The sequence below is a fragment of the Amycolatopsis roodepoortensis genome (genome assembly GCF_024628825.1).
In the GTDB taxonomy this organism is placed as follows: Bacteria; Actinomycetota; Actinomycetes; order Mycobacteriales; family Pseudonocardiaceae; genus Amycolatopsis; species Amycolatopsis roodepoortensis.
Genome location: NZ_CP102415.1, coordinates 9380466 through 9405399, shown reverse-complemented (window position 1 = coordinate 9405399; position 24934 = coordinate 9380466). Strand labels below are relative to the sequence as shown.

Here is a 24934-nt window from a genome sequence, read left to right as displayed (position 1 = left end):
CGTAGTCACTTGTGGTTACCCAGGAACTGTAGGAGAGTGTGCGGCGGCCTGGAAGAACGCACTTTTTCGTGACTGGGGAACCTCATGGTGACCAAGCAGCTCAACGGTTCGGACGACGCCGATGTGATGCGGGCGGACTCGCTGGCGCGGGAGATCTTCTCCGACGTCGCCAACAAGTGGGCGCTCCTGATCATCGAGACGATCGGTGACCACACCCGGCGGTTCACCGAGCTGCGGAACGACATCGAGGGAATCAGCCACAAGATGCTCACCCAGAACCTGCGCATGCTGGAGCGCAACGGCCTGATCGAGCGGACGGTGCACCCGACGGTGCCACCGCGCGTCGACTACACCCTCACCGAGGCTGGGCACGGCCTGCGCGCGACGGTCGACGGGATGTGCGACTGGACCCATCGGTTCCTCGGCCACATCGAAGACTCGCGACGACGGTTCGACGCGCCCATCGACAGTTGACGAGGTCCCGCACCGGCGATGTCACGTGACTGGATGGGACGACACGAAGCCCTACGGCAAACGCACGACCCGCAGGAAGGCGGGCAACAGCCACGGTCGCGGACCGCTGACGACGATCTTGCGCGTCAGCGCGGAACGCACCTTGCCGACCCGGTGGAACAGCATCAGGTTCAGCGTCGGCGGGTCGAAGGAGATCCGCACGTCGACCGGCCCGCCGGGCTCCTCCACCGTCACCCGTCCCCGCTGCAGCACCAGCACGACCGGGGACGTGTACGCCGACCGGAACGCCACGGCGATCCGCCGATCCCGCGGTGGTTCGTCGGTGTCGAGAAGGTGCCCGACGTCGTGGCTCAGCACACCCACCAGGAACAGATCGAAGAACAACGCCGCGTCAGCCGGGTCGATCGTCCACGGCAGCTTCTGCGCCTTGGCGATGTCCCAGCCGTGGATCTGCAGTTCGTCGACGAGGTGCGCGAGGACGCCGGCCAGCGGCACCTTCGAGCCGCCGAGCCAGTCCAGCGGCGTGCCGGGGTCCGCGTCCTCGGTCCCCCGCAGTACTTCCTCGATGTCCGCGAGCAATCCGGCGACGAGCACCTCGGTGTCGCGTTCGCGAAAATCGCGCAACACCAAGGTGTTCAGCACGGAAACGGTGTCCACAGTGGTCTTCTCGACCTGGTCCTGCCCGCGAGCGTCCAAAACCGACGCGCTTTCCGGGCGCACCAGGGAGGTGTACATCTTCGCGATCATCGCGACGTGGGCGACGGTTTCGGCCACCGTCCAGTCCGCGGTGACCATCGCGTCCGGATCCGGAACGCGGGCGACCAGTTCCGCGAATCGCGCGCCCGTCACCCGATAGGCTCGCCGCACCGAATGCCACCGATCCGCGGCGATCGCTCTGGTCACCTCCCGATTTTATCGTGCTGCCACCGGAAATCCGTTCCGCTCGCGTGCGGTCCGCCGCTGCCCGAAAGCGCAGTGACCGTACTCACTACGGAAATTCACGTGACACACACCGACCGGCACAGGCAGACTGAACGAAAGACTCAGCCTCGCCTTCGCTGTCACCGCTGCCGGCGCCGAAGGCGGCCGACGCGGACCCGCGCCCTTCCAGGAGCCCTTCACTGATGACCGAGACCCTGCCCGAAACCGCCCACGACCAGCAAAGGGCACCGGCGAAAGCCGGCCTCCTGATCGGGGTCCTGGTCCTTTCCGCGTTCGTGATGATCCTCAACGAGACCATCCTGAGCGTCGCGCTGCGTGACCTGACCGTCGACCTCCAGGTCCCGACCACCACCGTCCAGTGGTTGACCAGCGGCTTCCTGCTCACCATGGCGGTCGTCATCCCGACCACCGGGTTCCTGCTCGAGCGGTTCACCCCGCGCCAGGTGTTCCTCGCCTCGCTCACCCTGTTCAGCACCGGCACCCTGGTCAGCGCGCTCGCCCCGGGCTTCGCCCTGCTGCTGACCGGCCGGGTCATCCAGGCCTGCGGGACGGCGGTGATGCTGCCGCTGCTGATGACCACGGTGATGCGCCTGGTCCCGGTCGAGAAGCGCGGCGCCACGATGGGCACGATCACCATCGTCATCGCGGTCGCTCCTGCGATCGGCCCGACCATCGGCGGTGCCGTGCTCTCCTCGCTCGGCTGGCGCTGGATGTTCTGGATCGTGCTGCCGCTCTCGCTCGCCGCCCTGGTGGTCGGCATGATGCAGCTGCGGCTGGACAGCGACACCCGCAAGGTGCCGCTCGACGTGCTGTCGGTGGTCCTCTCCGCGCTCGGTTTCGGCGGCGTGCTGTACGGCCTGTCGGTGTCCGGCGAATCCGCGGGCGGGCATCAGCCCGTGCCGCCGTGGGCGCCGATCGCCGTCGGTGTCGTGGCGCTCGTGGTGTTCACCTGGCGCCAGCTGCGCCTCCAGAAGGAAGACCGCGCGCTGCTGGACCTGCGTCCGTTCACCCACCGCAGTTTCGTCGTCTCCCTGGTGCTGACGGCCCTGCTGTTCATGTGCCTGCTCGGCGCCGCGGCGATCCTGCTGCCGCTGTACCTGCAGACCGTCCTGCACACCACCACGTTCGTCAGCGGGCTCGCGGTGCTGCCCGGCGGACTGGTCCTCGGCCTGCTCGGCCGCCCGGTCGGCGCGTTGTACGACCGCTTCGGCCCGCGGCCCTTGGTCGTCCCCGGTGCGGCCGCGATGGCGATCTCGCTGTGGCTGTTCGCCCTGCTCGGCGCGGAATCACCGCTGATCGCGGTCATCGCCATCCACGTCCTGCTGATGGGCGGGCTCGGCCTCATGATGACGCCGCTGATGACCGAATCCCTCGGTTCGCTGCCCGAACACCTCTATTCACACGGCAGCGCGATCCTCGCCACCCTTCAGCAGCTCGCCGGCGCCCTCGGCACCGCCATGTTCATCGCGGTGGCCACGGCCAGCACCACCACCGCCGGGGCGGTCAGCCCCGACGCGGGCGGCATCCGCACGACGTTCATGGTCGCCGGCTGTGTCGGTCTCGCCGCGTTCGTCGGATCGCTCTTCGTCAAGAAGAGCGCCGGCACCGGTGCGGTGGCCGCGCAGCACTGACGTTCGCCTCGCGCCCGCCGTCGCCTCCGCCGGAGGAACGGCGGGCGCGCGTCGTCCGATCACCTTCCGGCCGTAGGCGATGGCGGGCTGTTCGATCCAGCGGCGCAGCGCGCAGGCGAACACCAACGCGACACCGGTGGTCGCGGCGGCCTTGGCGAGCCCGCTGGGCAGCAGCCAGCCCGTGACTCCGGCCGCGCCGGTCTGGGCGAGGTAGAGCGCGTACGAACGGTCTCCGACGAAGGTCAGCGGCCTGCTCGAGAGCAGCGTCCGGACCGGGCCCGGCGACACGACGGCCACGAGCAGCAAGGCCGAGCCCGCCGCGTAGACCGGCACCACGGACTGCCAGTGCCCGCCGAGCGCCTTCGCCAGCGGGCCGACGGAGAACTGCAGCACGACGAACCCGCAGCCGATCGCCGTGGCGACGGCCGGGCTGGTCAGCGGCCGGACAAGGGCGAAACCGCGCGGATGGTGGAGCGTCATCGCCAGCAGGCAGCCGACGACCAGCGAGCAGTAATGCACCGAAAGACTCGCCCAGGTGTGCGAGGGTGCCAGCGGCAGCGCGAACAGCACGACACCCAGGACGGCCGACGCGCCCAGCAGCAGGCGCAGCGCCGTCTTCCCGCTTCGCGCGAACGAAGTCAGCACCAGCAGCGCGGGCCAGACCAGGTAGAACTTCTCCTCCACGCCCAGCGACCACGAGGTCGGATAAGGCGTGTTGAAGTCGACGAGTTCGTTGCCGAAGACGAGGTAGTACGGCATGGCGTCGGCGAGCCTGCTGCTCTGGTACGTCCCGCCGAGCAGGACCGCGACCGTGGTCAGCGCCAGGAGCAGGAAGTACACCGGCATGATCCGGAAGACCCGGCGAAGGTAGAACCCGCGCAGTGAGATCCGGCCGTCACGGTCTTCCTCGCGCAGGGCCAGCGTCGTGATGAGGAAGCCGGACAGCACGAAGAACAACTGCACGGCGATCCAGCCTTGGAGGCGGTCGACGACCGGGCCTCCGTAGTGGAAGAACACGACGGCCACGGCGGCGAGCGCGCGTACGCCGGTCAGGCCGGGGAACCACGACGATGCCAGGTAGTCGGCGTGGTCGAGGGGGCGCCACCACGAGCGGCGTGCGGGAGCGAACATGCCCCGAAGGTTCGTGCGCGGACGCTGAACCGAAGCTTAAGGAAGCTGAAGAGGTCTTCAGCTTCGCGCTTTCGCCAACGGCAGGCGAACGACGAGCCGGGCACCGCCGTCATGGTCGGCGACTTCGACGGTGCCGCCGTGCGCATGGGCGATCTCGGCGACGATCGCCAGCCCCAGACCCGCGCCACCGTCGTCACGCGCACGTCCGTCGTCGAGACGCACGAAGCGATCGAACACCCGGTCACGGTCCGCGGCGGGAATGCCTGGCCCGTCGTCGGTCACCTCGACCACGGCGTACTCGTCCACAGTGGACACCCGCACTTCGACACCGGTGCGGGTATGGCGTTGCGCGTTGTCCACCAGGTTTCGCAGCAACCGCTCCAGCCTGCCGCGGTCGCCGAGGACCATCGGATCCCCGTCGATCCCGGCCCGGACACCCCGCCGGCCGGAGAGGCAGGATTCGACCACTTCGGACAGTCGCACCGGGGTGGTCCGTTCCGGTTCCGCGTTGTCCAGCTTGCCGAGCAGCACGAGATCCCCGACGAGGTCCTGCAGCCGGGTGATGTCGAGGAGCGCGTTGCGGCAGGCGTCACGCCAGTCCAGCCGGTCCGGATGCGCGAGCAACACCTCCAGCTGGGTCCGCAGGGAAGCCAGTGGAGTACGCAGTTCGTGCGACGCGTCCGAGGTGAAGCGGCTCTGCCGGGTGACCGCCGTGTCCAGGCGGGCGAGCATCGTGTTCATCGTTTCGGCGAGCTTCGCGATCTCGTCGGCGCTGTCCGGGGCCGGGACCCGGCGGGAGAGGTCGTGCGCGCCGATCTCCGCGACTTCCGCGCGTATCGCCTCGACCGGCCGCAGCGAACGGCGTACGGCGAGCCACGCGACCGCCCCGATCAGCAACGCGATCACCGGGACACCCACCAGCAGCGTCACGCGTACCGCGTCGAGCGCCGCCTGCCCGGACTCGTCGACCACGGCGGCGCCGTAGATCCGGTACTTGCTGTCGCCGCTCGTCTCGGCCGCGACGTGCACGCGTGTCTCGGTGGTCTCGACGTCACGTCCGAGCACTCCCCGGCAGCCGACCGAGCCCGCCATCGACTCGTCGACCGCGCCCGCCTCGAGAACCGACACGGAATCACCGCGCTGATAATCGTCCGCCTGGACCAGCAGACCGTGCCGCAGACCCGGGCATCCGACGACGCGCATGCCGGACTGGTCGACCACCTCGTAGGCCGAATCCCGGACGAGCAGGAGCAGATCGGCCGGCGCGGCGCCGGTGTTCAGCAGCTGCACGATCGCCGCCGCGCGAGCCCTCGCCACCTGCGCGGCCCCCGCCCCCAGCCGGTTCTCGGCGTCGAGCACGAGCCAGGCCGAAACGACGCCGAGCGCGACGAGCGACGTCACGAACGAAGTCAGCGCGACCCGGAAGCGGGTCGTCCGCAGGAACTCACGCACCGGAGCCCACCACGTGATAGCCGGCGCCGCGCACCGTGCGGATCGTCTCCACCCCGAACGGCAGATCGATCTTGCGCCGCAGCGCGCTCACGTGGACCTCGACGAGATTCGCGGTCGCCGACGCGGTGAAATCCCAGAGGTTCTCCAGCAGTTCGGCCTTGGTGACCACCTCGCCCTGCCGTTGCATCAGATACGCCAGCAGGGCGAATTCCTTGGTGGTCAACGGGATCTCGGCCGTACCGCGACGGCAGACACGGCTCGCCTGGTCGAGTTCGAGGTCGCCGAGCCGCAGCGTGCCCGGCCGGGTCGCTCCCCCGCGCCGGATCAGCGCCCGGAGCCGGGAGAGCAGGACGCCGTAGGAGAACGGCTTCGGGAGGAAGTCGTCGGCGCCGGTGTCCAGCGCCTCGATCTCGTCGTCCTCGCCGTCCTTCGCGGTCAGCATGAGGATCGGCGTGGTGTCGCCCCGTTCGCGCAGCCTCCGGCAAACGCGGTAGCCGTTCAGCCCCGGCAGCATGATGTCGAGGATCATCGCGGAATACGGATGTTCGGCGGCGTACCAGAGCGCGTCGCGGCCGTTGTGCGCGACGTCCACGGCATAGCCCTCGGCGCTCAGCCCCGCGCGCAGCGACTCGGCCAGCCGTCGCTCGTCCTCCACGAGCAAGATCCTCATCCGCTCACGATCCCATACGGCCCGGCCACATTCGGTCACCGCCCGCCCGCTGTCCGGGTGAAGGCTTCGCCGCCGTCAGGACGAGTCCTCCACCGGCCGGCTCAGTCCTTTGGTCGTATTCCGGGAGCGATCCCACATTTCGGATCGCTCGGCCTTGTCACGGCCCGGCCGCCCCTTTACGGTCCTCGATGGGAGCGCTCCCACAAATCGGATTCCGGTCGCAAGGAGGCGACGTATGAGATTCCGCAGAAAGGGTGTTTCGGCACCATCGGCCGTCTGCGCGGTACTCGCGATGGTGGCGGTGCCGGTGGTGCTGGGCTCGAACGCCGAAGCGGCGCCGGGCTGCAAGGTCGACTACACGATCACCAACCAATGGGACACCGGTTTCGGGGCCACCGTCACCGTCACCAACCTCGGCGACCCGATCAGCGGCGGCTGGACGCTGAGCTGGGACTTTCCCGGAAACCAGCAGGTGCAGCAGGGCTGGAACGGCAACTTCGGTCAGCAGGGCGCACGGGTCACCGTCCGGGACGCGGGGTGGAACGGCTCGCTCGGCACCGGCGCCACCGTCTCCCCCGGCTTCAACGGCACCTACTCCGGCACCAACGCCAAACCCGCCGTCTTCACCCTGAACGGCACCACCTGCACCGGTTCCACCGTCCCCACGACCACCACCCCGACCCCGACCACGACCACGACGACCCCCGGTCCCGGCGGCCCCAAGGCGGACAACCCCTACGCCGGCGCCGGGGTGTACGTGAACCCGGACTGGTCGGCGAAGGCCGCGGCCGAACCGGGTGGCGCCCGGATCGCGAACCAGCCGACCGGCGTCTGGCTCGACCGGATCGCCGCCATCGAGGGCACGGCCACGAGCCGCGGGCTGCGCGGCCATCTCGACGAGGCGCTCCAGCAGGCCGCCGGGAAACCGCTGGTCGTCCAGCTGGTGATCTACAACCTGCCCGGCCGTGACTGCTCCGCGCTCGCGTCGAACGGCGAACTCAAGGCGGACGAACTCCCGCGCTACCAGGCCGAGTACATCGACCCGATCGCCACGATCCTCGCCGATCCGAAGTACGCGGAGTTGCGGGTGGTGACCGTGATCGAGATCGACTCCCTGCCGAACCTCGTCACCAACGTGACACCGCGGCCGACGGCCACGCCCCAATGCGACGTCATGAAGGCCAACGGGAACTACGTCGCCGGCGTCGGCTACGCGCTGGCGAAGTTCGGCGCGATCCCCAACGTGTACAACTACATCGACGCCGGGCACCACGGCTGGCTCGGCTGGGACGACAACCTCGGCCCGTCCGCCGCGCTGTTCGCGCAGGCCGCGAAGAGTTCCGGCAGCACACTCGCCAATGTGCACGGCTTCATCGCGAACACCGCGAACTACGGGGCGCTCAAGGAGCCGTACTTCACCGTGAACGACAGTGTCGGCGGCACTTCGGTGCGGACGTCGAAGTGGGTGGACTGGAACCGCTACGTCGACGAACTGTCCTACGCGCAGGCGTTCCGGCAGGAGGCGATCCGGGCGGGCTTCCCGGCGGACGTCGGCATGCTCATCGACACCTCCCGCAACGGCTGGGGCGGCGCCGCACGGCCGACCGGACCCGGGCCGTCCACCACGGTCGACGCCTACGTGAACGGGAGCAAGACGGATCGCCGCATCCACCTCGGGAACTGGTGCAACCAGGCGGGCGCGGGACTCGGCGAGCGCCCCAAGGCCGCGCCGGAACCCGGGATCGACGCCTACGTCTGGATCAAGCCGCCGGGTGAATCCGACGGTGCCAGCAAGGAGATCCCGAACACCGAGGGCAAGGGTTTCGACCGGATGTGCGACCCGACGTACACCGGCAACCCGCGGAACCAGTACAACCTGTCCGGCGCGCTGCCCGACGCGCCGCTCTCCGGGCACTGGTTCTCCGCCCAGTTCCAGGAGTTGCTGAGGAACGCCTACCCGGCTCTGTAGGCCGTGGGTCTCGTGAGTGGCAGGGACGGTTCTAACCGTCCCTGCCACTCACGAGGCTTCTCCTTGCGCCGCACCGGTGATGTTGCGGACCATGCCACCGAAGACGACACCGTGGAACGGCGCGATCCCCTTCCAGTACGCGTGCCCCGCCAGCCCGTGCGGCTCGAACACCGCCCGCTGCCGGTACACGGTCCGACCGTCCTCATCGGACTCGACGCCGAGTTCGAGCCAGGCGCGGCCCGGCAGCTTCATCTCCGCCCGCAGCCGCAGCAGGCGCGGCCGGTCGAGGTATTCGACGCGCCACCAGTCCAGTGCCTCGCCGAGGTGCAGCCGTCGCGGATCCCGCCGCCCGCGCCGCAACCCGACGCCGCCGACGAGCCGGTCGGCCCAGCCGCGGACCGACCAGGCCAGCGGGAACGAGTACCACCCGTGTTCCCCGCCGATCGACTCGATGACGTCCCACAGCGCCTCCGGGGAGGCGTCCGTCCGCTGTGCCCGATCGTCCTCGTACACCGTCCCGCCCGCCCACTCCGGATCACTCGGCAGCGGGTCCGAAGGCGCCGCGGCGCTCGACGCGTCCGACCAGCGGGTCGGCACGTCGGCGTTGCGGATCCGGGTCAGCGCCAGTTCGACGGCGTGCTCGTAGTGCGTCAGCCCGTCCTCGGGATCGGGGATGTGCTCGGCGATCGAATGATCGTGACAGACCACCTCGTGCACCAGCGATTCGATCAGCGGTACGGCGATCGACTTCGGCACGGGAGTGACCAGGTTGACCCATTGCGCGGACAGCCACGGAGTGAGCACCGGCACCGGTACGACGGCTCGCCTCGGCAGACCGGCGACGACGGCGTACCGGCGCATCATGTCCAGATAGGTCAGCACGTCCGGCCCGCCGATGTCGAAGGCTCCGTTCACCTCGGCCGGGAGATCGGCCGCGTGCACGAGATAGTGCAGCACGTCCCGGATCGCGATCGGCTGGATGCGGTTGCGCACCCAGCGCGGGGTCACCATCGCCGGGAGCCGCTCGGTCAGGTAACGCAGCATCTCGAAGCTCGCCGAACCCGAACCGATGATCACCGCGGCCTGCAGGACGACGGCGGGCACTCCGGAATCCAGCAGGGCCCGGCCCACTTCGGCGCGCGACGCCAGGTGCGGCGACAACTCCTCGTCGTCCGGCACGATGCCGCCCAGGTACACCAGCCGCCGCGCGCCCGCCGCCTTGGCCGCCTCGGCGACCGTGCGCGCCCCTTCCCGGTCGACGTCGACGAAGTCCTTGCGCGCCAGCGAATGCACGAGGTAGTAGACGACCTCGCAGTCGCTCAGTGCCGTCTCGATGGAGGCCGGATCGGTGACGTCGCCGCGTTCGACCTCGACACGGTCACGCCACGGCTCCTCGGCGACCTTCTCCGGCGAGCGCGCCACCACGCGCACCTCGTGACCCGCGTCCAGCAGTTGCGGTACCAGCCGTCCGCCGACATAACCCGTCGCTCCCAGCACCACACATCGCATGTCCCCGAGTGTTCACGGCGCCAGGCGACCGCGCACTTCGACGGTCGCGGCGATACTGCTCCGGAGGAACCGGGCGACCGTCCGCCGCTCGTCCTCTCCCATGTCCCGCCACGCTTCGGCGTAGCGCCGTCCGAGCGGCTGGAAGAACTCGGAGCCGATCTCCCGCGCCTTCTCGTGCATCCGCAGTTCGACCTTGCGCCGGTCGGTCGCGCTCCGGTCCCGGAAGAGGTGCCCGGCCCGCTCCAACCGGTCCAGCACCGCCGTCGTCGCCGACGCGCTCAGGTGCAGGGCGCTCGCGAGCCTGCTCGGGCTCATCGGGTCCCCCATCCGGGCGGCGTCCATGATCACGGCGAGCGCATTGAGGTCGGTCCGGTGCAGGCCGTGTGCCTCGCCGAACATCTCCGCGAACCGGTCCGACTCGACCGTCAGCTGCCGCAGCAGGAGGACGAGCAAGTCGTCCGTGACGGGCTCCGTGTCCTCAGGCATGTCCGGAACCTCCCCTCACGCTGCCCCGTCCGGGCCACCACTCTACTATTTCGATGGTCGAACTATTCACTCGTCGAAGTAGCACTGCCACGGGAGCCATCCGTCCATGATCTCGGAAGTCGAACGCCCCGCCCGCACGCGGTCACGTCTGCGATGGCTGCTCCCCGCCCTGATCGCGGTCGCGTGGCTGATCTTCGGCGGATTCAGCGGACCGTACGCGGGCAAGCTGAGCCAGGTCACCGAGAACGACAGCAGCAGCTTCCTGCCGGCGTCCGCCGAGGCGACCGAGGTGGGCGAACTCCAGAAGCAGTTCTCCAGCGCCGCCGTCATCCCGGCGATCGTCGTCGCCGAACGGCCCTCCGGCCTGACCGAGGGCGACAAGCGGTTCCTCGCCGACCGGACCTCGAACGCCCGGCTCGTCCCGGCTCCGCGGAGCGACGCGGGCGCGCAGGTCGTCGTGCTCCTGGACGCCACGGGCGACCCCGGGGACGGCGTCGAGGCGCTGCGAGAAGCGCTCGCCCGTGACACCCCGGCCGGGTTGAAGGTGCTCGTGACCGGCCCGGCCGCGCAGGTCGCCGACCTGAAGGAGGCGTTCGGCGGGATCGACGGCCTGCTGCTCCTGGTCGCGGGCGCGGTGGTCGCGGTCATCCTGGTCGTCGTCTACCGGAGCCCGCTGCTCCCCCTGCTCGTGCTGCTGTCGGCGGTGTTCGCGCTGGGAACGGCGAGTCTCGCGGTGTACCTGCTCGCGGATCACGACGTCCTGGCGCTGAACGGGCAAAGCCAGGGCATCCTGTTCATCCTCGTCTTCGGCGCCGCCACCGACTACGCGCTCCTGATGGTCTCGCGGTACCGCGAAGAACTCCGGGCGACCGACGACGCTCGCTCCGCGCTCCGCACAGCCTGGCGCTCGACCATCGAACCGATCGCGGCGTCGGCCGGCACCGTGATCCTCGGCGTGCTCTGCCTGCTGTTCAGCGATCTGAACTCGAACAAGGGACTCGGCCCGGTCGCCGCCATCGGCATCGGCGCCGCCTTCCTCACGACCATCACGTTCCTTCCCGCGGTCCTGGCCTTGTGCGGCCGCAACGCTTTCTGGCCTTTCCGCCCCGTGGTGTCTCCGCCTCGCGAGGAGAACGGTGGACTCTGGAGCCGCGTGTCGGGCTGGGTCGCCCGCGCACCGCGCACGATCTGGATCGTCACCACGGTCGTCCTGCTCGCGGGCGGCGCGTTCCTCCCCCAGCTCAAGGCCTCCGGCACCGCGCAGTCCGACGTCTTCCTCACGCCGGTCGATTCCGTCGCGGGGCAGGAAGTCCTCTCGCGCTACTTCCCCGGCGGCTCCGGTTCGCCCACGGTGATCATCACCCCCGCCGGCCAGACCCCGGCGGTCACCGCGCTGGCCCGTGTCCCCGGCGTCTCGGACGTCCGCCAAACCGGCGAAGCGGGCGGGCTCGCGAAGATCGACGCCGTTCTGGCGGATCCCCCGGACTCCGACGCGGCCGTCGCGACGGTTCAGCGGATCCGCGAAGCCGTGCACACCGTCGACGGCACCAAGGTCGGCGGCCCCACCGCCACGCTGCTCGACACGAGGGAGACCTCCGAGCACGATCGGTTGCTCATCATCCCGATCGTCCTGGTCGTGATCTTCCTCGTGCTCGCCCTCCTGCTGCGGTCACTGCTCGCGCCGCTGCTGCTGATCGGCACGGTGGTGCTGTCCTTCGCCGCGACGATGGGCGTCTCGGCGCTGGTGTTCAACCACGTCTTCGACTTCCCCGGCGCCGATCCGGTCGTCCCGCTGTTCGGCTTCGTCTTTCTTGTCGCGCTGGGGATCGACTACAACATCTTCCTGATGACCAGGGTCCGCGAGGAGGCGGGCTGGATCGGCACGCGGGACGGGACGCTGCGCGGCCTCCGCGTCACCGGCGGCGTGATCACCTCCGCGGGAGTCGTGCTCGCCGCGACCTTCGCCGCGCTGGCCGTCCTGCCGATCCTCTTCCTGGCCCAGCTGGCGTTCATCGTCGCGTTCGGCGTCCTGCTCGATACGCTCCTGGTGCGCTCGCTGCTGGTACCGGCTCTGGCGGTGGACGTCGGACGGAAGATCTGGTGGCCGTCGAAGCTGGCGAAGTCCGGCCGGGAATGAACACGGCGATCGCCAGCGCGAGGAGCGCGGTCGCCGAACCGAGTCCCATGATCAGCTGGAAACCGTCCTGGGACGGGACCTGCACCGGTTCCAACGAGACGGTCAGCTGCGCGAGGATCACGCCGGCGACGGCGCTGGAGATCGACGCGGCAGCCGCCGCTTGCCGTACATGTCGCCGAGCCTGCCGACGACCGGTCTCGCGACGGCGCTCGCGAGCAGCGTCGCCGCGATGACCCAGGCCGCGTCCGCGGGCGACGCGCCCAGGAGTTCCGGCAGTTTCGGGATCAGTCATGCGAAGCCTCCGGGAGATCGCGAGCGAGCTTCTTCAAATTAAGTCAGTTGATTGACTTATGCCAACAAGCCGGGCACTGTGTGAACCACCGAACCCCCGCCACGCTGAAGGAGCCTTCGATGACGGAGCGTCCGCCGAGCTTCCCGTTTTCCACCGAGGCCGCCCTGGCACCGCCCGCCGAATGGGCCGAGTTCCGCGCGAAGTGCCCGGTCGCCAGGGTCTCCCTCGCGAGCGGAGACGAGGCGACGCTGATCACCCGCTACGAGGACGTCAAACGGGTCCTTTCCGACCCCCGGTTCACCAGGCCGACTCCCGCCGACAAGGCGGCGCGGGTCGCGGACACCGAATCGGGTGGGGTCTTCAACAGCGAGATGGCGGGCGTCATCCCGCAACACGGTGAAGCGCACCTGAAATGGCGCCGGATGCTCGGGAAGTGGTTCACGGCCAAGCGGATGAACGCCCTGCGGCCGGGGATGGAGGCGATGGCCGTCCAGCTGATCGACGAGATGGTGGCGAAGGGACGGCCCGCGGACCTCAAGGCCGGGCTGGCCTTCCCGCTGCCGGTCTGGGTCATCTGCGACATGCTCGGCGTCCCGGACACCGACCGGGAACGGTTCGCCCACTGGTCCGACGTCATGCTCAGCATGACCCGCTACACCCAGGCCGAATTCGACGTCGCCCAGGCGGAATTCGGCCGGTACATGGGCGGGCACATCGCGGCCAAGCGGGCGGAGCCGGGCGAAGACATCCTCAGCGCGCTCATCACCGACACCGACGTCGACGGCGAGCACTGGACGGACGCGCTGCTCGTCGCGACCGGGATCGGCCTGCTCATCGCCGGGCACGAGACCACCGCGAACATGATCGCGAAAATGGTGGCGATGCTGCTGGAGGACCGGAGCCGCTGGGAAGCGCTGCTCGCGGACCGGTCGCTGATCCGCACCGCAGTCGAGGAATCCCTGCGCATGGACGCCAACGCGGGGATCGGCATGTCGCGCTACCTCACCGAGGACTTCGAGGTCGGCGGGACGATCCTGCCGTCGGGCACCACCGCGATGTGCAGCATGGCTTCGGCGAATCGCGACGAGAGCGCCTTCGACGGCGCCGCCGACATGGCGCTCGACCGGAGCCCGAACCCGCATCTGGCGTTCGGCGCCGGAGCGCACGCGTGCCTGGGACAGCCGCTCGCCCGTACCGAACTCCAGGTCGTCCTCGGTGTCCTGCTGGAGAAACTGCCCACGCTGGAACTCGCGGTGGCGGCGGAGGACCTGCGCAAGGTCGAAGGGCTCGCCGTCGGCGGACTGCGGGAACTGCCCGTGCGATGGTGATGCCCATGACGAGTGAGATCACCGGTGCCCGCGCCGAACGGGCGCACGCGACGCGGGAACTGATCCTGACCGCGGCGGAACGCCTGTTCGCCGAACACGGCGTGTTCGCGGTGTCCAACCGCCAGGTCAGCGAAGCGGCGGGGCAGGGCAACAACACCGCGGTCGGCTACCACTTCGGCACCAAGGCCGATCTGGTGCGCGCCATCGCCCGGCGGCATTCGGGGCGGATCGAAGAGATCCGCCGCCGGATGCTCGCCGGTATGGGCGAGAGCACGGAGCTGCGGGACTGGATCGGCTGCCTGGTCACGCCGGTGGCCGAGCACCTGGCCGCGCTCGGGAGCCCGACCTGGTTCGCACGGTTCGGCGCGCAGGTGATGACCGACCCCGCGCTCCGCCCGATCATGGTCGAGGAATCGCTGACCTCGCCGTCGCTGGTGCGGATCGTCGAAGGGCTCCACCGGTGCCTGCCCGACCTGCCCGCCGAAGTCCGCGCCGAACGCGGCGACATGGCCCGCCAGCTGCTGGTCCACATGGTCGCCGAACGCGAACGCGCCCTCGCCGAGGGCACCCCCACTCCCCGGTCCACCTGGCACGACGCCGCGACCGGGCTCATCGACGCACTCGCCGGGATCTGGCTCGCACCGGTCACTCCCGGCCCGGACGAAGGAAAAGGACCATGAAGATCACCGTCGACCAGGACAAGTGCTGTGGCGCCGGAACCTGCGTGCTGCTCGCCCCCGACGTGTTCGACCAGCGGGAGGAGGACGGCATCGTGCTCCTGCTCCAGGAGACTCCCGACCCCGGCTCGCACGACATCGTCCGCGAGGCCGCCGATGTCTGCCCCGGCGCCGCGATCACGGTGAGCGAATGACCGTGCTCGTGGTCGGCGCCTCCGCCGCCGGCCTCGGCACGGTGGAGGCCTTGCGCCGCAAGGGTTACCGGGACCGGATCATGGTACTGGGCGCGGAGCCGCATCTCCCCTACGACCGGCCCCCACTGTCCAAACAGGTCCTTTCCGGACAGTGGGAACCGGGCAGAACCCAGCTTCGCCCCGCCGAACGCTTGTCCACATTGGACGTCGAGTTCCTGCTCGGCGACGCGGCTGTCGCGCTCGACGTCCGCGAGCGGACCGTCCACACCGCCTCGGGGCGCGCGCTGACCGCCGACGAAATCGTGCTCGCCACCGGGCTGCGACCGCGCACTTTTCCCGGCCAGAGCGAACTCCGCGGCGTTCACGTTCTCCGCACCCTCGACGACGCGCTGGCCTTGCGGGCGAACCTGCTGTCCTGCTCGCGGGCGGTCGTCGTCGGCGACGGCGTCCTCGGCACCGAGATCGCCGCGAGCGCCGCCGGGATGGGTGTCCCGGTCACGCTGGCCGGTCCGCAACCGGCACCGCTGGCTTCCCAGTTCGGCCCGCTCGTCTCGGATCTCTTGGCGGATCTGCACGCCTCACGCGGTGTCGGCCTGCGGCTCGGCGCGGCGGTCGCCGGACTGGACTCGCGCGACGGGCGCGTCACCGGGGTACGCCTGGAGACCGGCGAGGTGCTCCCCGCGGACGTCGTCGTGGTGGCGTTCGGCGCGGCACCGGCGACGGAATGGCTCGAAGGCAGCGGGCTCGCGCTGGCGAACGGCGTCGTCTGCGACTCCCGGTGCCGTGCGGCGCAGGGTGTCCACGCCGTCGGCGACGTGGCCCGCTGGCAGCACGAAACCCTCGATGTGGCCTTGCGCCTGGAGAACCGGACCAACGCGACCGAGCAGGCGGGGCACGTCGCCGCCGTCATCCTCGGCGACGACCGGCCCTACACCCCGGTCCCCTACTTCTGGACCGACCAGTTTCGACACCAAGATCCACGTCTACGGCACCCTGTTCGCGGATGCCGAAGTGTCCATTGTGGAGGGCTCGGTGCCCGAACGCCGGTTCGTCGCCGAATATCGGCGGAACGGCGTGGTGACCGGTGTCCTCGGCTGGAACATGCCCAAACAAGCCCGCCTGCGTGGCCTTCGGCTTCGGCGTGCACCATGCCCGTAACCTGGTGCCATGAGCGCTGATCAGGACGCCATCGACGAGCGGATCCAGGACGCCGGGGAACGCGGCGACCTGGACGAACTACGGCGGCTGGCCGACGCCGGCAGCAGCGACGCGGCGGACCAGCTGATCGAAACGGCGACCGAACTCGGCGCGCTGGACGAACTGCGTCGACTCGCGGAAAGTGGCAACCGGGACGCTGCGGAGCAACTGGCCGAACTCACCGAGGAGTAAGCCGGTCCCGCATCGCCGGAATCAGCACGGGGAGCGCGGCCAAGAGCGCGAGGCCCCGCGCGACACCCGCGACCGGATACGGGATGCGAAGCCCGAACCTGTGTGCGAGCAGTCCCCCGGTCAACGCGCCGAGCGGCATCAGCCCCCAGCCGAGCAGCCGGTAGACGCTGTTGACGCGGCCGAGCAGCGACGCGGGGACGTCTCGCTGCCGGACGCTGACCGTGACGACGTTCCAGATCGTCGTCACGAAACCGCTCACCGCCAAGAGCCCGCCGAGCACGACGACGTTCGGGCTGAACCCCATTCCGACGAAGACGGCGGCGTTCACGGCGAGCGAGATGAGGAGCGCTCGGAGGTCGCCGAGCCGGGCGGCCAGGCGCGCGACCACCAGTCCGCCCACGATGCCGCCGAACGCCGCACCGGCGAGCAGCAGACCGAACACTCCCGCGCCGAGATGCAGCACGTCGGTCACGAACAGGACGAGAGTCGCGTTCCCGAACTGACCGCAGAACGTGTTGACGCCCAGGAGCAGAGCAAGAGTGCGGAGCACGCGGTGTTTGCTCAGCCAGCGAAGTCCGTCGAGGACCTTCACTCGTTCCGAGGGCGCGGGGCGTCGCTTGGGCAGCCCTGCCAGAAGCAAGGCGGCGAGGACGAAGGACACCGCGTCGACGGCGAACGGGACCGTCCAAGCGAGCGCGAAGAGCAGGCTCCCCAGGGGCGGCCCCACGAACTGCCTGCCGACGACCAGCGCCATCTGCTGGCCGCCGTTCGCCTGGTGCAGCAGGCTTTCCGGGACGAGGTCCGGGAGCGCCGTCTGCGCCGCGTTGTCGTAGAAGACGTCGCAAGACCCCAGCGCGAACGCGAGTACGACGAGCACCGGCACGGTGACGGCCTCGGCCGCGACGAGCGCGGTGAGCACGCCGACGATCAGGGCTTGGAGCGTCTGCGTTCGCCACATGAGGGTGGTCCGGTCGACCCTGTCGACGACGGAACCGGCGGTGAGGGACAGCAGAAGCCACGGCAGGTACGTCGCGGCGGAGACCAGGGCGACATCCCGCGCGTCGCGGCTCACCGTCACCGCCAGCAACGGCAGTGCCGCCGTGAAGACGCCGTTCCCGAGACTGTCGATTCCGGTGGCCCACCACAGTCGTCGGTAGGCGCGGGGCAGGTTGCGCATGATCGGATCGTGGCCGGGTCCGGTGTTCCGGAGACACCATTTAGCTCCCGCCTACATACTCGGGCGATGCCGATGACCATCGAAGTCGGTGTCGCCGAACTGGCCGCGACCCGGTTCGCGATCTCGCCGCTGTCCGAGACCGTGGCCGGTGTGCAGCAGCTCGCCGGGATCGACCGGAACGCGGTCAACCTGCCCTGGCTTCGGTGGGCGCGCGAAGAACTCGATCGCGAGCCACTCGACCTTTCGAGGACCTGGCCGTTGCTCGTGACCGGCAGGCTCGTCTGGCCGGAGTTCCTCGCCCCCGCCCCGCGAGACTCGGGGGATTCCCTCGACAACGACCTCGACGCGCTGCGGCGAACCCCGGCAGACCGGGTCAGGGCGAGCCTCGGCCGGGTCTTCGGCGCGAACCTTCCGGGTGCCGTCGCGGCCCTCGCCGACGACCCCGCGTCCGTACTGCGGGAGGTCGCCGAGGAACTGCGCGCCGCCCACGACCGCCTTGTCGCGCCGCATTGGCCGCGGATCCGAGCGGTACTCGACGCCGACGTCGGTTACCACGCCCGTGCGCTGACCGCGGGCGGTGCCGAGCGGTTGTTCGCGGACCTGCATCCGGATCTGCGCTGGCACAACGACCGGGTGATCCTGGCCGGCGAGCGGTGGCGCGATCAGCATCGTGTCGTCGCGCGCGGGCCGGGCGGTCTCGTGCTGATGCCGGTCGTCCTCGGGTCGCCGTATGTCCTGGTCAAGGGGAACACCTCGACCCAGACCACGATCCGCTATCCGGCGAGGGGAACCGGCGCCCTGTGGACCGCCGGAACCCGGCCGCCCCGGTCCGCCACGGTCCGGCTGCTGGGGCGGACGCGGGCGGACCTCCTCTCGGCGCTGTCCTCCCCCGCGACCACGACCGATCTGGCCCGCGCTCTCGGCGTGACGCCGAGCGCCGTTTCCCAGCACCTCAAGGTCCTGCGGGACAGCGGCCTGGTCGCACGGGAACGCTCCGGCCGCAGCGTTCTCTATCTCACGACACCGCTCGGCGAACGCCTGCTCTGACGGTCAGAGGTCGATCAGCTCGACGGTCACCTCCGCCACATCACCCTCCTCGATCCCCTCGGCTTTACGAACGGCTTTCTTCACCGGCAGCACGTACGCGCCTCGTTTGGCGTCCGGGAAGATCGACGTCTTCCATTCGCTGCCACCGATACCGGCCTGGACCCGGACCGCGCCGAACCCCCGGCGCGGGCCGTCGGTGATCTCGCGGATCTCCTCGGAGACGTCCTGGGGCAGGCTGACGAAGGTCCAGGTCTCCCCGCGGCGGGCGTCCCAGACCCAGAGCTCGGCATCGAACACGACGATCATCGGTGGAGCCTCGCACACGGGTCCGACAGTTTCCGCGTCGTGTCACATGCGGGCAAGGACGGAGGGATTTGGACGCTGGGCATCGGGCGGCACGCGCCCAGCGGAAAGCGGCAGCGCCCTAATCCTGCGAAGGATGCCGCAGTGACCGAGCCGTCGTCGCGCCGAGCACTCGCGAAGCCATCCACGCCAGCGCGTCGGCCGTGCGCGCCGGGGTGTCCGACGGCTGCATGATGTGGCTCAGCACGGTCCGCACCACGACGTCGATCGCCACATCCAGCTGCGAAGCGTCCAGCGGCGGGCCGTAGGCGCGGACACGACCGCGCAGCATGACCGTCGCTTCGCTCAGCAGGCTCCCGGCCCGCGACGTCAGCAGCGGCAGCAATTCGGTGTCGGCACCGTGCGTCGCCGAGACGATGGCGCGCAGCAGGAGGTTGTCGTCGGCGAGTTCGAGGACGCCGCGGACGGCGTCGTGAATGGCCTCGACGAGGTCTTCGGGGTGCCGCTCGAACGCGTCCCGGACCACGGAGAGGAACCGGGCGAGTTCGTGCGAGATCATCGCTTCGGCCAGCCGGCTCTTCGAACCGAGTTCGTTGTAGACGGTCTGACGGCTGACGCCGACGATCTCCGCGATTTTGCTCATCGTCACCGAGGACCAGCCGGAACGCACGGTCAACTCGATCGCCGCCGAGACGATCGGTTGACGGTACGGACCTCCCGCGACCGGTGCCTCACTCATGATCGTCATTCTAGGCGGCCGTTCCCGTCGCGAACGCCAGCGCGTCCGGCCACGGCGTCCGCCCCGCGATATGGCGGCGGTACTTCATGATCTCGCGCGGCCGGTCGATCGTCAGCGCCCCGACGACCCGGTCCCCGCGCCGGTACAGCGCCGTGAAGCCGCCGGCCTCCGGGACGGCGGCCACCACCTCGTCCGCCAGCGGGGTGCCGACGAATTGGATCCGGTGGTCGTACCAGTCCGACCAGAAGTACGGCACCGGCGCCAGCTCGCGGGCCGACTCCGGGGCGAGCGCGTGCCGAGCGGCCGCGGCACCCTGCTCCGCGGCGTTCGTCCAGTGTTCCAGCCGCATCAGCTCGCCGTCGAACAACGGGTTCGGGGCGTGCGCGACGTCCCCGGCGGCATACACGCCGGGGATTCCTGTCCAGAGCGTCGCGTCGCACACCACGCCACCGTCGCGCTCGTGCAGCGGGACCCCGCTCCCCGCCAGCCAGCCGGTGGCCGGGACGACGCCGATACCGGCGACCACCAGATCCGCGGGCAGCACCTCGCCGGTCGATAGCCGGACACCGGTCACCGCACCGCCGTCGGATTCCAGGCCGGTGACCGTCGTGGACAACCGCAGTTCGGTGCCCGCTTCGCGATGCAGCGAAGCGCACACCGCGCCGGCCTCGGCCCCGACGGACCTGGTCAGCGGGACGTCGAGCGCCTCCACGATCGTCGTCGCCAGCCCGCGTTTCCGGGCCGTGGCGGCGACCTCCGAGCCGATGAAACCCGCCCCGATCACGACCGTGCGCGCGCCGTCGTCGAGGGCGGCACGGACGGCGAGCGCGTCCTCGGCGGTCCGCAGCGTGTGGACCCCCGCGATCCCGTCGCTTCCGGGGAGTCGCCGCGCGGTGGCGCCGGTCGCGATCACCAGCGCGTCGTAGGGAACCGTCCTCCCGGCGACCGACACCTCACGAGCGGCCGGGTCGAGCCCGTCCGCCGGCGCGCCGAGCATCAGCTCGACGCCGAACTCGTCGCGCAGTACGGCTCCGGTGTGGAAGGGGTCGACCCGCCCTGGGCCTTCCGTGGCCAGGAAGGACTTCGACAGCGGGAGCCGGTCGTAGGGCGGGTGGTCCTCCGCGCCGATCAGCACGATCCGCCCCCGGTACCCGTCCCGGCGCGCGGCCTCGACCGCGCGCAGTCCGGCCAGCGACGCTCCCACGACGACCAGTGCCACGGTCAGTCCCGCAGCTTCAGGGCGAGGACCGGGCAGGCGTCGACGGCGGCGGACAGGTCCTGGCGGTGTTCCTCACCGGGCCGCTCGTCGAGCACGACGACCGTCCCGTCGTCGCCCACCTCGAAGAAGTCGGGCGCCATCGCCTCGCACATGCCCAGCCCGTCGCATTTCGCGCGGTCCGCCTCGATCCTCATCATGCTCCGACCCTTCCCGGTGTCACGAAATCGACCTTCTCCCGCACGCCGCAGTCCGGGCAGCACCACGAGTCCGGGATCGCCGACCACGGCGTTCCGGCGGGGAAACCCTCACGCGGGTCGCCGAGTTTCTCGTCGTAGACGTAGCCGCAGCCCGGGCACATCCCGCCTTCGGTCGCGTCGCCGTGCGTGTCGGCGACGACCCGGGAGGGCACGGTGACGCGTGTTCCGTAGCGCGCCAGGATCTTGGCCCGTTTCGAGGGCTGGATGTTGGCGCGGGACATGTCGCCGTCGAAGTGCGCGAGGACGCGCGGGTCCATCACGCGCCGCCACACCGGCGGGAACAGCGCCAGCACGATCATCCCGGCGTAGCCCGTCGGCAGCACCGGCGATTCCGCGAAATCACGCAGTGTCTGGTAGCGGCGGGTCGGGTTGGCGTGGTGATCGCTGTGCCGTTGAAGGTGGTAGAGCAGCACGTTGGTGGCGATGTTGTTGGAGTTCCAGCTGTGGCTGGGATCCACCCGTTCGTAGCGGCGCCGGTTCGGCGGGCCGACCTTCTGCCGCCGCATCCCGTAGTGCTCCATGTAGTTCACGACCTCCAGCAGCGAGAAGCCGATCACGGCCTGGATCACCAGATACGGCAGGATCCCCGGCCCCAGCCACACGGTCATCGCCGCCCACAGCACCGCCGACATCAGCCAGGCGTTGAGCACGTCGTTGCCGATGCGGAACGGATGCCGGTCGCGCCGGGCGTACCGCTTGCGCTCCAGGCCCCACGCGGATTTCAGCGAGCCGAACACCGTGCGCGGCCAGAACCGGTAGAAGCTCTCCCCCACCCGGCTGCTGGCCGGATCCTCCGGGGTCGCCACCCGGACGTGGTGGCCGCGGTTGTGCTCGATGTAGAAGTGGCCGTAGAAGCTCTGTGCCAGCGCGATCTTCGACAGCCAGCGTTCGTGGCTCTCCTTCTTGTGCCCCAGTTCGTGCGCGGTGTTGATGCCGATACCGCCGATGCAGCCGATCGAGATCGCCAGCCCGATCTTGTCCGCGACGGACAGGTCGCCGCGAGCGATCAGCCAGAACGCGAGCACGAAACCCGCGTACTGGATGGGCAGGAAGGCGAAGGTGATCCACCGGTAGTAGCGATCCTTCTCCAGCCGTTCGATCACGTCGTCGGGCGGATTGCTGCGGTCCAGCCCGGCGAGCAGGTCGATCAGCGGCACGATCACCAGGATCACGATCGGCCCGATCCAGAACCACACGCCCCAGCCGGTGGCCGCGTGCAGCCCGATGGCCAGGAAGGCGAGCGAGGGGACCACCAATCCGATCAGCCAGAGGTACCGCTTGCGGTCCGTCCACCGTTCGGTCGAGCCCGCCGGGATCGTGCCCGTCATCTCGCTCATCGCACCCTCCTCCGTTGGCTGGGTTTACAAAACTGTAGGTGATGTACACCAGGTTTGACAAGTGGACACTATTTGTAAATCCGGCGTTGCTTCGTTTCGTGGGAACCTGGCGATATCTTGTATTCGTAAGGAAACTTACTTAACTTGTGAAGACACGCCGCGACCCACTTCGTCCGCCCCCGAAGGAGCGCGAATGCCCCGATCAACCCGCCGGATCCGGCCCGCCGCCGCGGCCGCCGTAGCCGCCGCCCTGCTGGTCCTGCCCGCCATGCCCGCCGCCGCGAGCACTTTGGCGAACAGCCCCTGGCCTGGCGCTTCAGCCGTCGCGAACGCCGACGGTTCGAACGTCCTCGGCGGCAACATGAGCGGCCTGTCGTTCGGCAGTCCCGACGTCCTGTGGGCGGTCAAGAACGGTCCCGGGACGCTGTACCGCCTCGTGCGCGACGGCGCCAAGTGGCGGCCGGACACCACCAACGGCTGGTCGTCGGGCAAGGCGCTGCGCTACCGCGACGGCAAGGGCGACCCCGACGCCGAAGCCGTCGTCGCCACCCCGGACGGGGTGGTCGCGGCCACCGAACGCGACGGCGACAACAGCAAGACGAGCGCCCTCAAGGTGCTGCGGTACGACGTGTCCGGTTCGGCCAAGACGCTCAGCGCCAAGGCCGAATGGAACCTGACGGCGGACCTGCCGAAGGTTTCGGCCAACGACGGCCTCGAAGCCGTCTCGTGGGTCCCGGACAGCGCCCTCACCGCCAAGGGATTCGTGGATCAGCGCACGAAGGCGCCGTACAACCCGAGCACCTATCCCGGCCACGGCACCGGCCTCTACCTCGTCGGCCTCGAAAGCAACGGGATGATCTACGCCTACGCGCTCGACCAGGCGGGCGGGAAGTACACCCGCGTCGCGAGTTTCGCGAGCGGGCTCGGCTCGATCATGGAACTCGAGTACGAGGCTTCGACCGGCAAGCTGTGGGCGGTCTGCGACGACACCTGTGGCGGTGACTCGACGACGCTGGCCGTCGACGCGCAGGGCAAGTTCGCCGTCACGGCCACCTACGACCGTCCGGCCGGGATGCCGGACTACAACAACGAAGGGTTCGCGATTTCGGCCACGTGCGCCTCCGGGAGCAAGCAGGTCGTCTGGGCCGACGACGGCAACGAGGGCGGCCACGCGCTGCGCGCCGGCACCCTCTCCTGCGGCTGAACGGGGCGCGACATGAAATTCGCCTCCCTCGCGATTCTCCCGGCCTTGACCATTCCCCTGTTCCTGCCGTCCGCCGCACTGGCGGACGACGGCTGGGAATCCATCGGCACCGGCATGACGTCCGGCGCCAGCGGTATCGCCGTCCTCGACCGGGACGACGACCGGATCGACGCACTTGTCCTCCGGGACAACAAGAAACCCGGCGAGAATCGCGCCGTCCGGGTTCGTCTCGACCACGGCAAGGTGTCCAAGGTGGACACCATCGACTGGCCCGGCGAGCTCCCGGTCGATCTCGAAGCGGCCGAACCCGTACCGGGGAAGAACGGCGAATTCGTCGCGCTGGCCAGCGACGGCAACGGCTTTCACTTCGCCTTGAAGGACAGGCGCCTGAAAGTACTCGGCACTTTCCAGGTGCCGAAGGGCGACCCGGAGGACAATTACGAGGGTTTCGCACTGAAAAAGGTGAATGACCGGTTGTTCGCGGTCTGGGCGGACCGCGGCCAGGACGCCCGCCCGGCCACGCTCTACTCGGCGGAGTTCTCGGTCTCGAAGCTGTCCTTCAAGAAGCCGAAGTCGATCCCGTTCCGCGTCACGTACCCGGCCACCCACGTCCGGCACACCTCGGACGTGGAGATCACCGCGGACGACCGAGTCCTGATCTCGGCCGCCTCGGATCCCGGCGACGAAGGCCCCTTCGATTCGGCCGTGTACGAGGCCGGTGTCCTCCGTTCCGACGGTTCGATCGCCCTCTCCCCTGTCCCGGTGAAGATCGGCGACTTCCCCGGCCACAAGATCGAGGCCATGACATGTCTGTCCCGCTCGTGTGGCAGCCTGCTCTACGGTACCGACGACGAGGCTGCGGGCGGTAGGCTCCGGATCGCGACCAGGACCGGCCCGGAGGACCAGTGATCAGCGAAGACCTGCGCGAGCGCCGCCTCAAGATCATCGAAGAGCACATGGACACCGAGGTGGCCCACGAGTTCGACCGCACGCTGGGCACCTTCAACGGGCATCCGCACTACGAGATCATGGCCACCGGGCAGATCTTCGACGGTGACGAAGAGGTCATGGCGTACTACCGCATGACCCGGACGGCGTTCCCGGACCAGCGGCACGACAACGTCCGGTATCACTTCGCCGACGAGTCGGTGATCGTCGAATTCGACCTGCTCGGCACGAATCTCGGCGAGTTCTACGGCCGCCCGCCCACCGGCAAGGCGTTCCGGGTGCCGATCATCGCGGTGTTCTTCTTCGACGAGGACCGGATCACCAACGAGCGCATCTACTTCGACGCCGCCAGCCTGATCACCCAGGCCGGGCACGCCGAACTGCTGACCCTCCTGGCGTCCGGCGACGTCTGAGCCGACACC

Annotated in this window: 23 protein-coding genes and 2 pseudogenes; 13 read left to right on the top strand and 12 right to left on the bottom strand. The window is 69.5% G+C overall.

Annotated features, from left to right (window positions below):
• The first annotated feature begins 84 nt into the window (after positions 1-84).
• Positions 85-474 (top strand): winged helix-turn-helix transcriptional regulator, encoded by a 390-nt coding sequence (locus NQK81_RS44815; RefSeq protein WP_257486360.1) that lies wholly within the window; start codon positions 85-87, stop codon positions 472-474.
• A 51-nt stretch (positions 475-525) separates the two neighbouring features.
• On the opposite strand, the gene NQK81_RS44810 is transcribed toward NQK81_RS44815, so the two are convergent.
• Positions 526-1299: a maleylpyruvate isomerase N-terminal domain-containing protein gene (locus tag NQK81_RS44810; protein ID WP_257489968.1), complete on the bottom strand. Its 774-nt coding sequence runs from the start codon at positions 1297-1299 to the stop codon at positions 526-528.
• Between the two features lie 299 nt (positions 1300-1598).
• Between NQK81_RS44810 and NQK81_RS44805 the strand changes: the two genes are divergently transcribed.
• Positions 1599-3047, top strand: coding sequence for a DHA2 family efflux MFS transporter permease subunit (locus tag NQK81_RS44805; protein WP_257486359.1), 1449 nt, complete (start codon positions 1599-1601; stop codon positions 3045-3047).
• A 165-nt stretch (positions 3048-3212) separates the two neighbouring features.
• Here the strand turns inward: NQK81_RS44805 and NQK81_RS44800 are convergent.
• From NQK81_RS44800 to NQK81_RS44790, 3 genes and pseudogenes are all read right to left on the bottom strand, one after another.
• Positions 3213-4178: pseudogene (locus NQK81_RS44800) on the bottom strand (acyltransferase family protein); the annotation flags it as partial.
• Between the two features lie 57 nt (positions 4179-4235).
• Entirely contained in the window at positions 4236-5630 is a 1395-nt protein-coding gene (locus tag NQK81_RS44795) for a sensor histidine kinase (RefSeq protein WP_257486358.1), read from the bottom strand.
• Complete coding sequence (locus tag NQK81_RS44790; RefSeq protein WP_257486357.1) at positions 5623-6300, bottom strand: response regulator transcription factor; 678 nt, start codon at positions 6298-6300, stop codon at positions 5623-5625. Before NQK81_RS44790 ends, NQK81_RS44795 begins: the two co-directional genes overlap by 8 nt.
• A 235-nt stretch (positions 6301-6535) precedes the next feature.
• Between NQK81_RS44790 and NQK81_RS44785 the strand changes: the two genes are divergently transcribed.
• Complete coding sequence (locus tag NQK81_RS44785; RefSeq protein ID WP_306856022.1) at positions 6536-8269, top strand: glycoside hydrolase family 6 protein; 1734 nt, start codon at positions 6536-6538, stop codon at positions 8267-8269.
• A gap of 48 nt (positions 8270-8317) precedes the next feature.
• Here NQK81_RS44785 and NQK81_RS44780 read toward each other — a convergent pair whose 3' ends face one another.
• Both NQK81_RS44780 and NQK81_RS44775 read right to left on the bottom strand, forming a co-directional pair.
• Complete coding sequence (locus NQK81_RS44780; protein WP_257486356.1) at positions 8318-9778, bottom strand: SDR family oxidoreductase; 1461 nt, start codon at positions 9776-9778, stop codon at positions 8318-8320.
• Between the two features lie 12 nt (positions 9779-9790).
• Complete coding sequence (locus NQK81_RS44775; protein ID WP_192742210.1) at positions 9791-10264, bottom strand: MarR family winged helix-turn-helix transcriptional regulator; 474 nt, start codon at positions 10262-10264, stop codon at positions 9791-9793.
• A gap of 106 nt (positions 10265-10370) precedes the next feature.
• On the opposite strand from NQK81_RS44775, the gene NQK81_RS44770 reads away from it, so the two are divergent.
• The 6 genes and pseudogenes from NQK81_RS44770 (at position 10371) to NQK81_RS44745 (ending at position 16281) form a co-directional block, all read left to right on the top strand.
• Positions 10371-12401, top strand: a complete 2031-nt coding sequence (locus tag NQK81_RS44770) for an MMPL family transporter (protein ID WP_257486355.1) — start codon at positions 10371-10373, stop codon at positions 12399-12401.
• Positions 12402-12812: 411 nt separating this feature from the next.
• The gene (locus tag NQK81_RS44765; RefSeq protein ID WP_257486354.1) at positions 12813-14021 is read left to right on the top strand and encodes a cytochrome P450; all 1209 of its coding nucleotides are present in this window, start codon (positions 12813-12815) and stop codon (positions 14019-14021) included.
• Positions 14022-14026: 5 nt separating this feature from the next.
• Complete coding sequence (locus tag NQK81_RS44760; RefSeq protein WP_257486353.1) at positions 14027-14701, top strand: TetR/AcrR family transcriptional regulator; 675 nt, start codon at positions 14027-14029, stop codon at positions 14699-14701.
• The gene (locus NQK81_RS44755; RefSeq protein ID WP_257486352.1) at positions 14698-14892 is read left to right on the top strand and encodes a ferredoxin; all 195 of its coding nucleotides are present in this window, start codon (positions 14698-14700) and stop codon (positions 14890-14892) included. Before NQK81_RS44760 ends, NQK81_RS44755 begins: the two co-directional genes overlap by 4 nt.
• Positions 14889-16050 (top strand): annotated as a pseudogene (locus NQK81_RS44750) (NAD(P)/FAD-dependent oxidoreductase). The gene NQK81_RS44755 and the pseudogene NQK81_RS44750 overlap by 4 nt, the downstream one beginning before the upstream one ends.
• A gap of 9 nt (positions 16051-16059) precedes the next feature.
• Positions 16060-16281 carry a hypothetical protein gene (locus NQK81_RS44745; protein ID WP_257486351.1) on the top strand — a complete coding sequence of 74 codons (222 nt, stop codon included), beginning with the start codon at positions 16060-16062 and terminating at the stop codon, positions 16279-16281.
• Here NQK81_RS44745 and NQK81_RS44740 read toward each other — a convergent pair.
• Complete coding sequence (locus tag NQK81_RS44740) at positions 16268-17458, bottom strand: MFS transporter (protein ID WP_257486350.1); 1191 nt, start codon at positions 17456-17458, stop codon at positions 16268-16270. The genes NQK81_RS44745 and NQK81_RS44740 overlap by 14 nt on opposite strands.
• 66 nt (positions 17459-17524) lie before the next feature.
• Here NQK81_RS44740 and NQK81_RS44735 point away from each other — a divergent pair, with 66 nt between their 5' ends.
• A complete protein-coding gene (locus NQK81_RS44735; protein WP_257486349.1) occupies positions 17525-18505 on the top strand; it encodes an ArsR/SmtB family transcription factor in 981 nt (326 codons plus the stop codon).
• 3 nt (positions 18506-18508) lie between these two features.
• Here the strand turns inward: NQK81_RS44735 and NQK81_RS44730 are convergent, their stop codons facing one another.
• The 5 genes from NQK81_RS44730 to NQK81_RS44705 form a co-directional block, all read right to left on the bottom strand.
• Complete coding sequence (locus NQK81_RS44730) at positions 18509-18811, bottom strand: DUF1905 domain-containing protein (protein WP_219151582.1); 303 nt, start codon at positions 18809-18811, stop codon at positions 18509-18511.
• Positions 18812-18929: 118 nt separating this feature from the next.
• The gene (locus tag NQK81_RS44725; protein WP_257486348.1) at positions 18930-19556 is read right to left on the bottom strand and encodes a TetR/AcrR family transcriptional regulator; all 627 of its coding nucleotides are present in this window, start codon (positions 19554-19556) and stop codon (positions 18930-18932) included.
• Between the two features lies 1 nt (position 19557).
• The gene (locus tag NQK81_RS44720; protein WP_257486347.1) at positions 19558-20766 is read right to left on the bottom strand and encodes an NAD(P)/FAD-dependent oxidoreductase; all 1209 of its coding nucleotides are present in this window, start codon (positions 20764-20766) and stop codon (positions 19558-19560) included.
• Positions 20767-20768: 2 nt separating this feature from the next.
• Complete coding sequence (locus tag NQK81_RS44715) at positions 20769-20963, bottom strand: ferredoxin (protein ID WP_126735032.1); 195 nt, start codon at positions 20961-20963, stop codon at positions 20769-20771.
• Positions 20960-22360, bottom strand: coding sequence for a fatty acid desaturase (locus NQK81_RS44705; RefSeq protein ID WP_306856021.1), 1401 nt, complete (start codon positions 22358-22360; stop codon positions 20960-20962). Before NQK81_RS44705 ends, NQK81_RS44715 begins: the two co-directional genes overlap by 4 nt.
• 193 nt (positions 22361-22553) lie before the next feature.
• Between NQK81_RS44705 and NQK81_RS44700 the strand changes: the two genes are divergently transcribed.
• The 3 genes from NQK81_RS44700 to NQK81_RS44690 are packed head-to-tail and all read left to right on the top strand — an operon-like array spanning position 22554 to position 24925.
• Positions 22554-23564: an SdiA-regulated/phytase-like domain-containing protein gene (locus NQK81_RS44700; protein ID WP_257486346.1), complete on the top strand. Its 1011-nt coding sequence runs from the start codon at positions 22554-22556 to the stop codon at positions 23562-23564.
• 12 nt (positions 23565-23576) lie between these two features.
• Positions 23577-24473 carry a hypothetical protein gene (locus NQK81_RS44695; protein WP_257486345.1) on the top strand — a complete coding sequence of 299 codons (897 nt, stop codon included), beginning with the start codon at positions 23577-23579 and terminating at the stop codon, positions 24471-24473.
• Entirely contained in the window at positions 24470-24925 is a 456-nt protein-coding gene (locus NQK81_RS44690; RefSeq protein WP_034318989.1) for an ester cyclase, read from the top strand. Before NQK81_RS44695 ends, NQK81_RS44690 begins: the two co-directional genes overlap by 4 nt.
• Positions 24926-24934 lie beyond the last annotated feature (9 nt).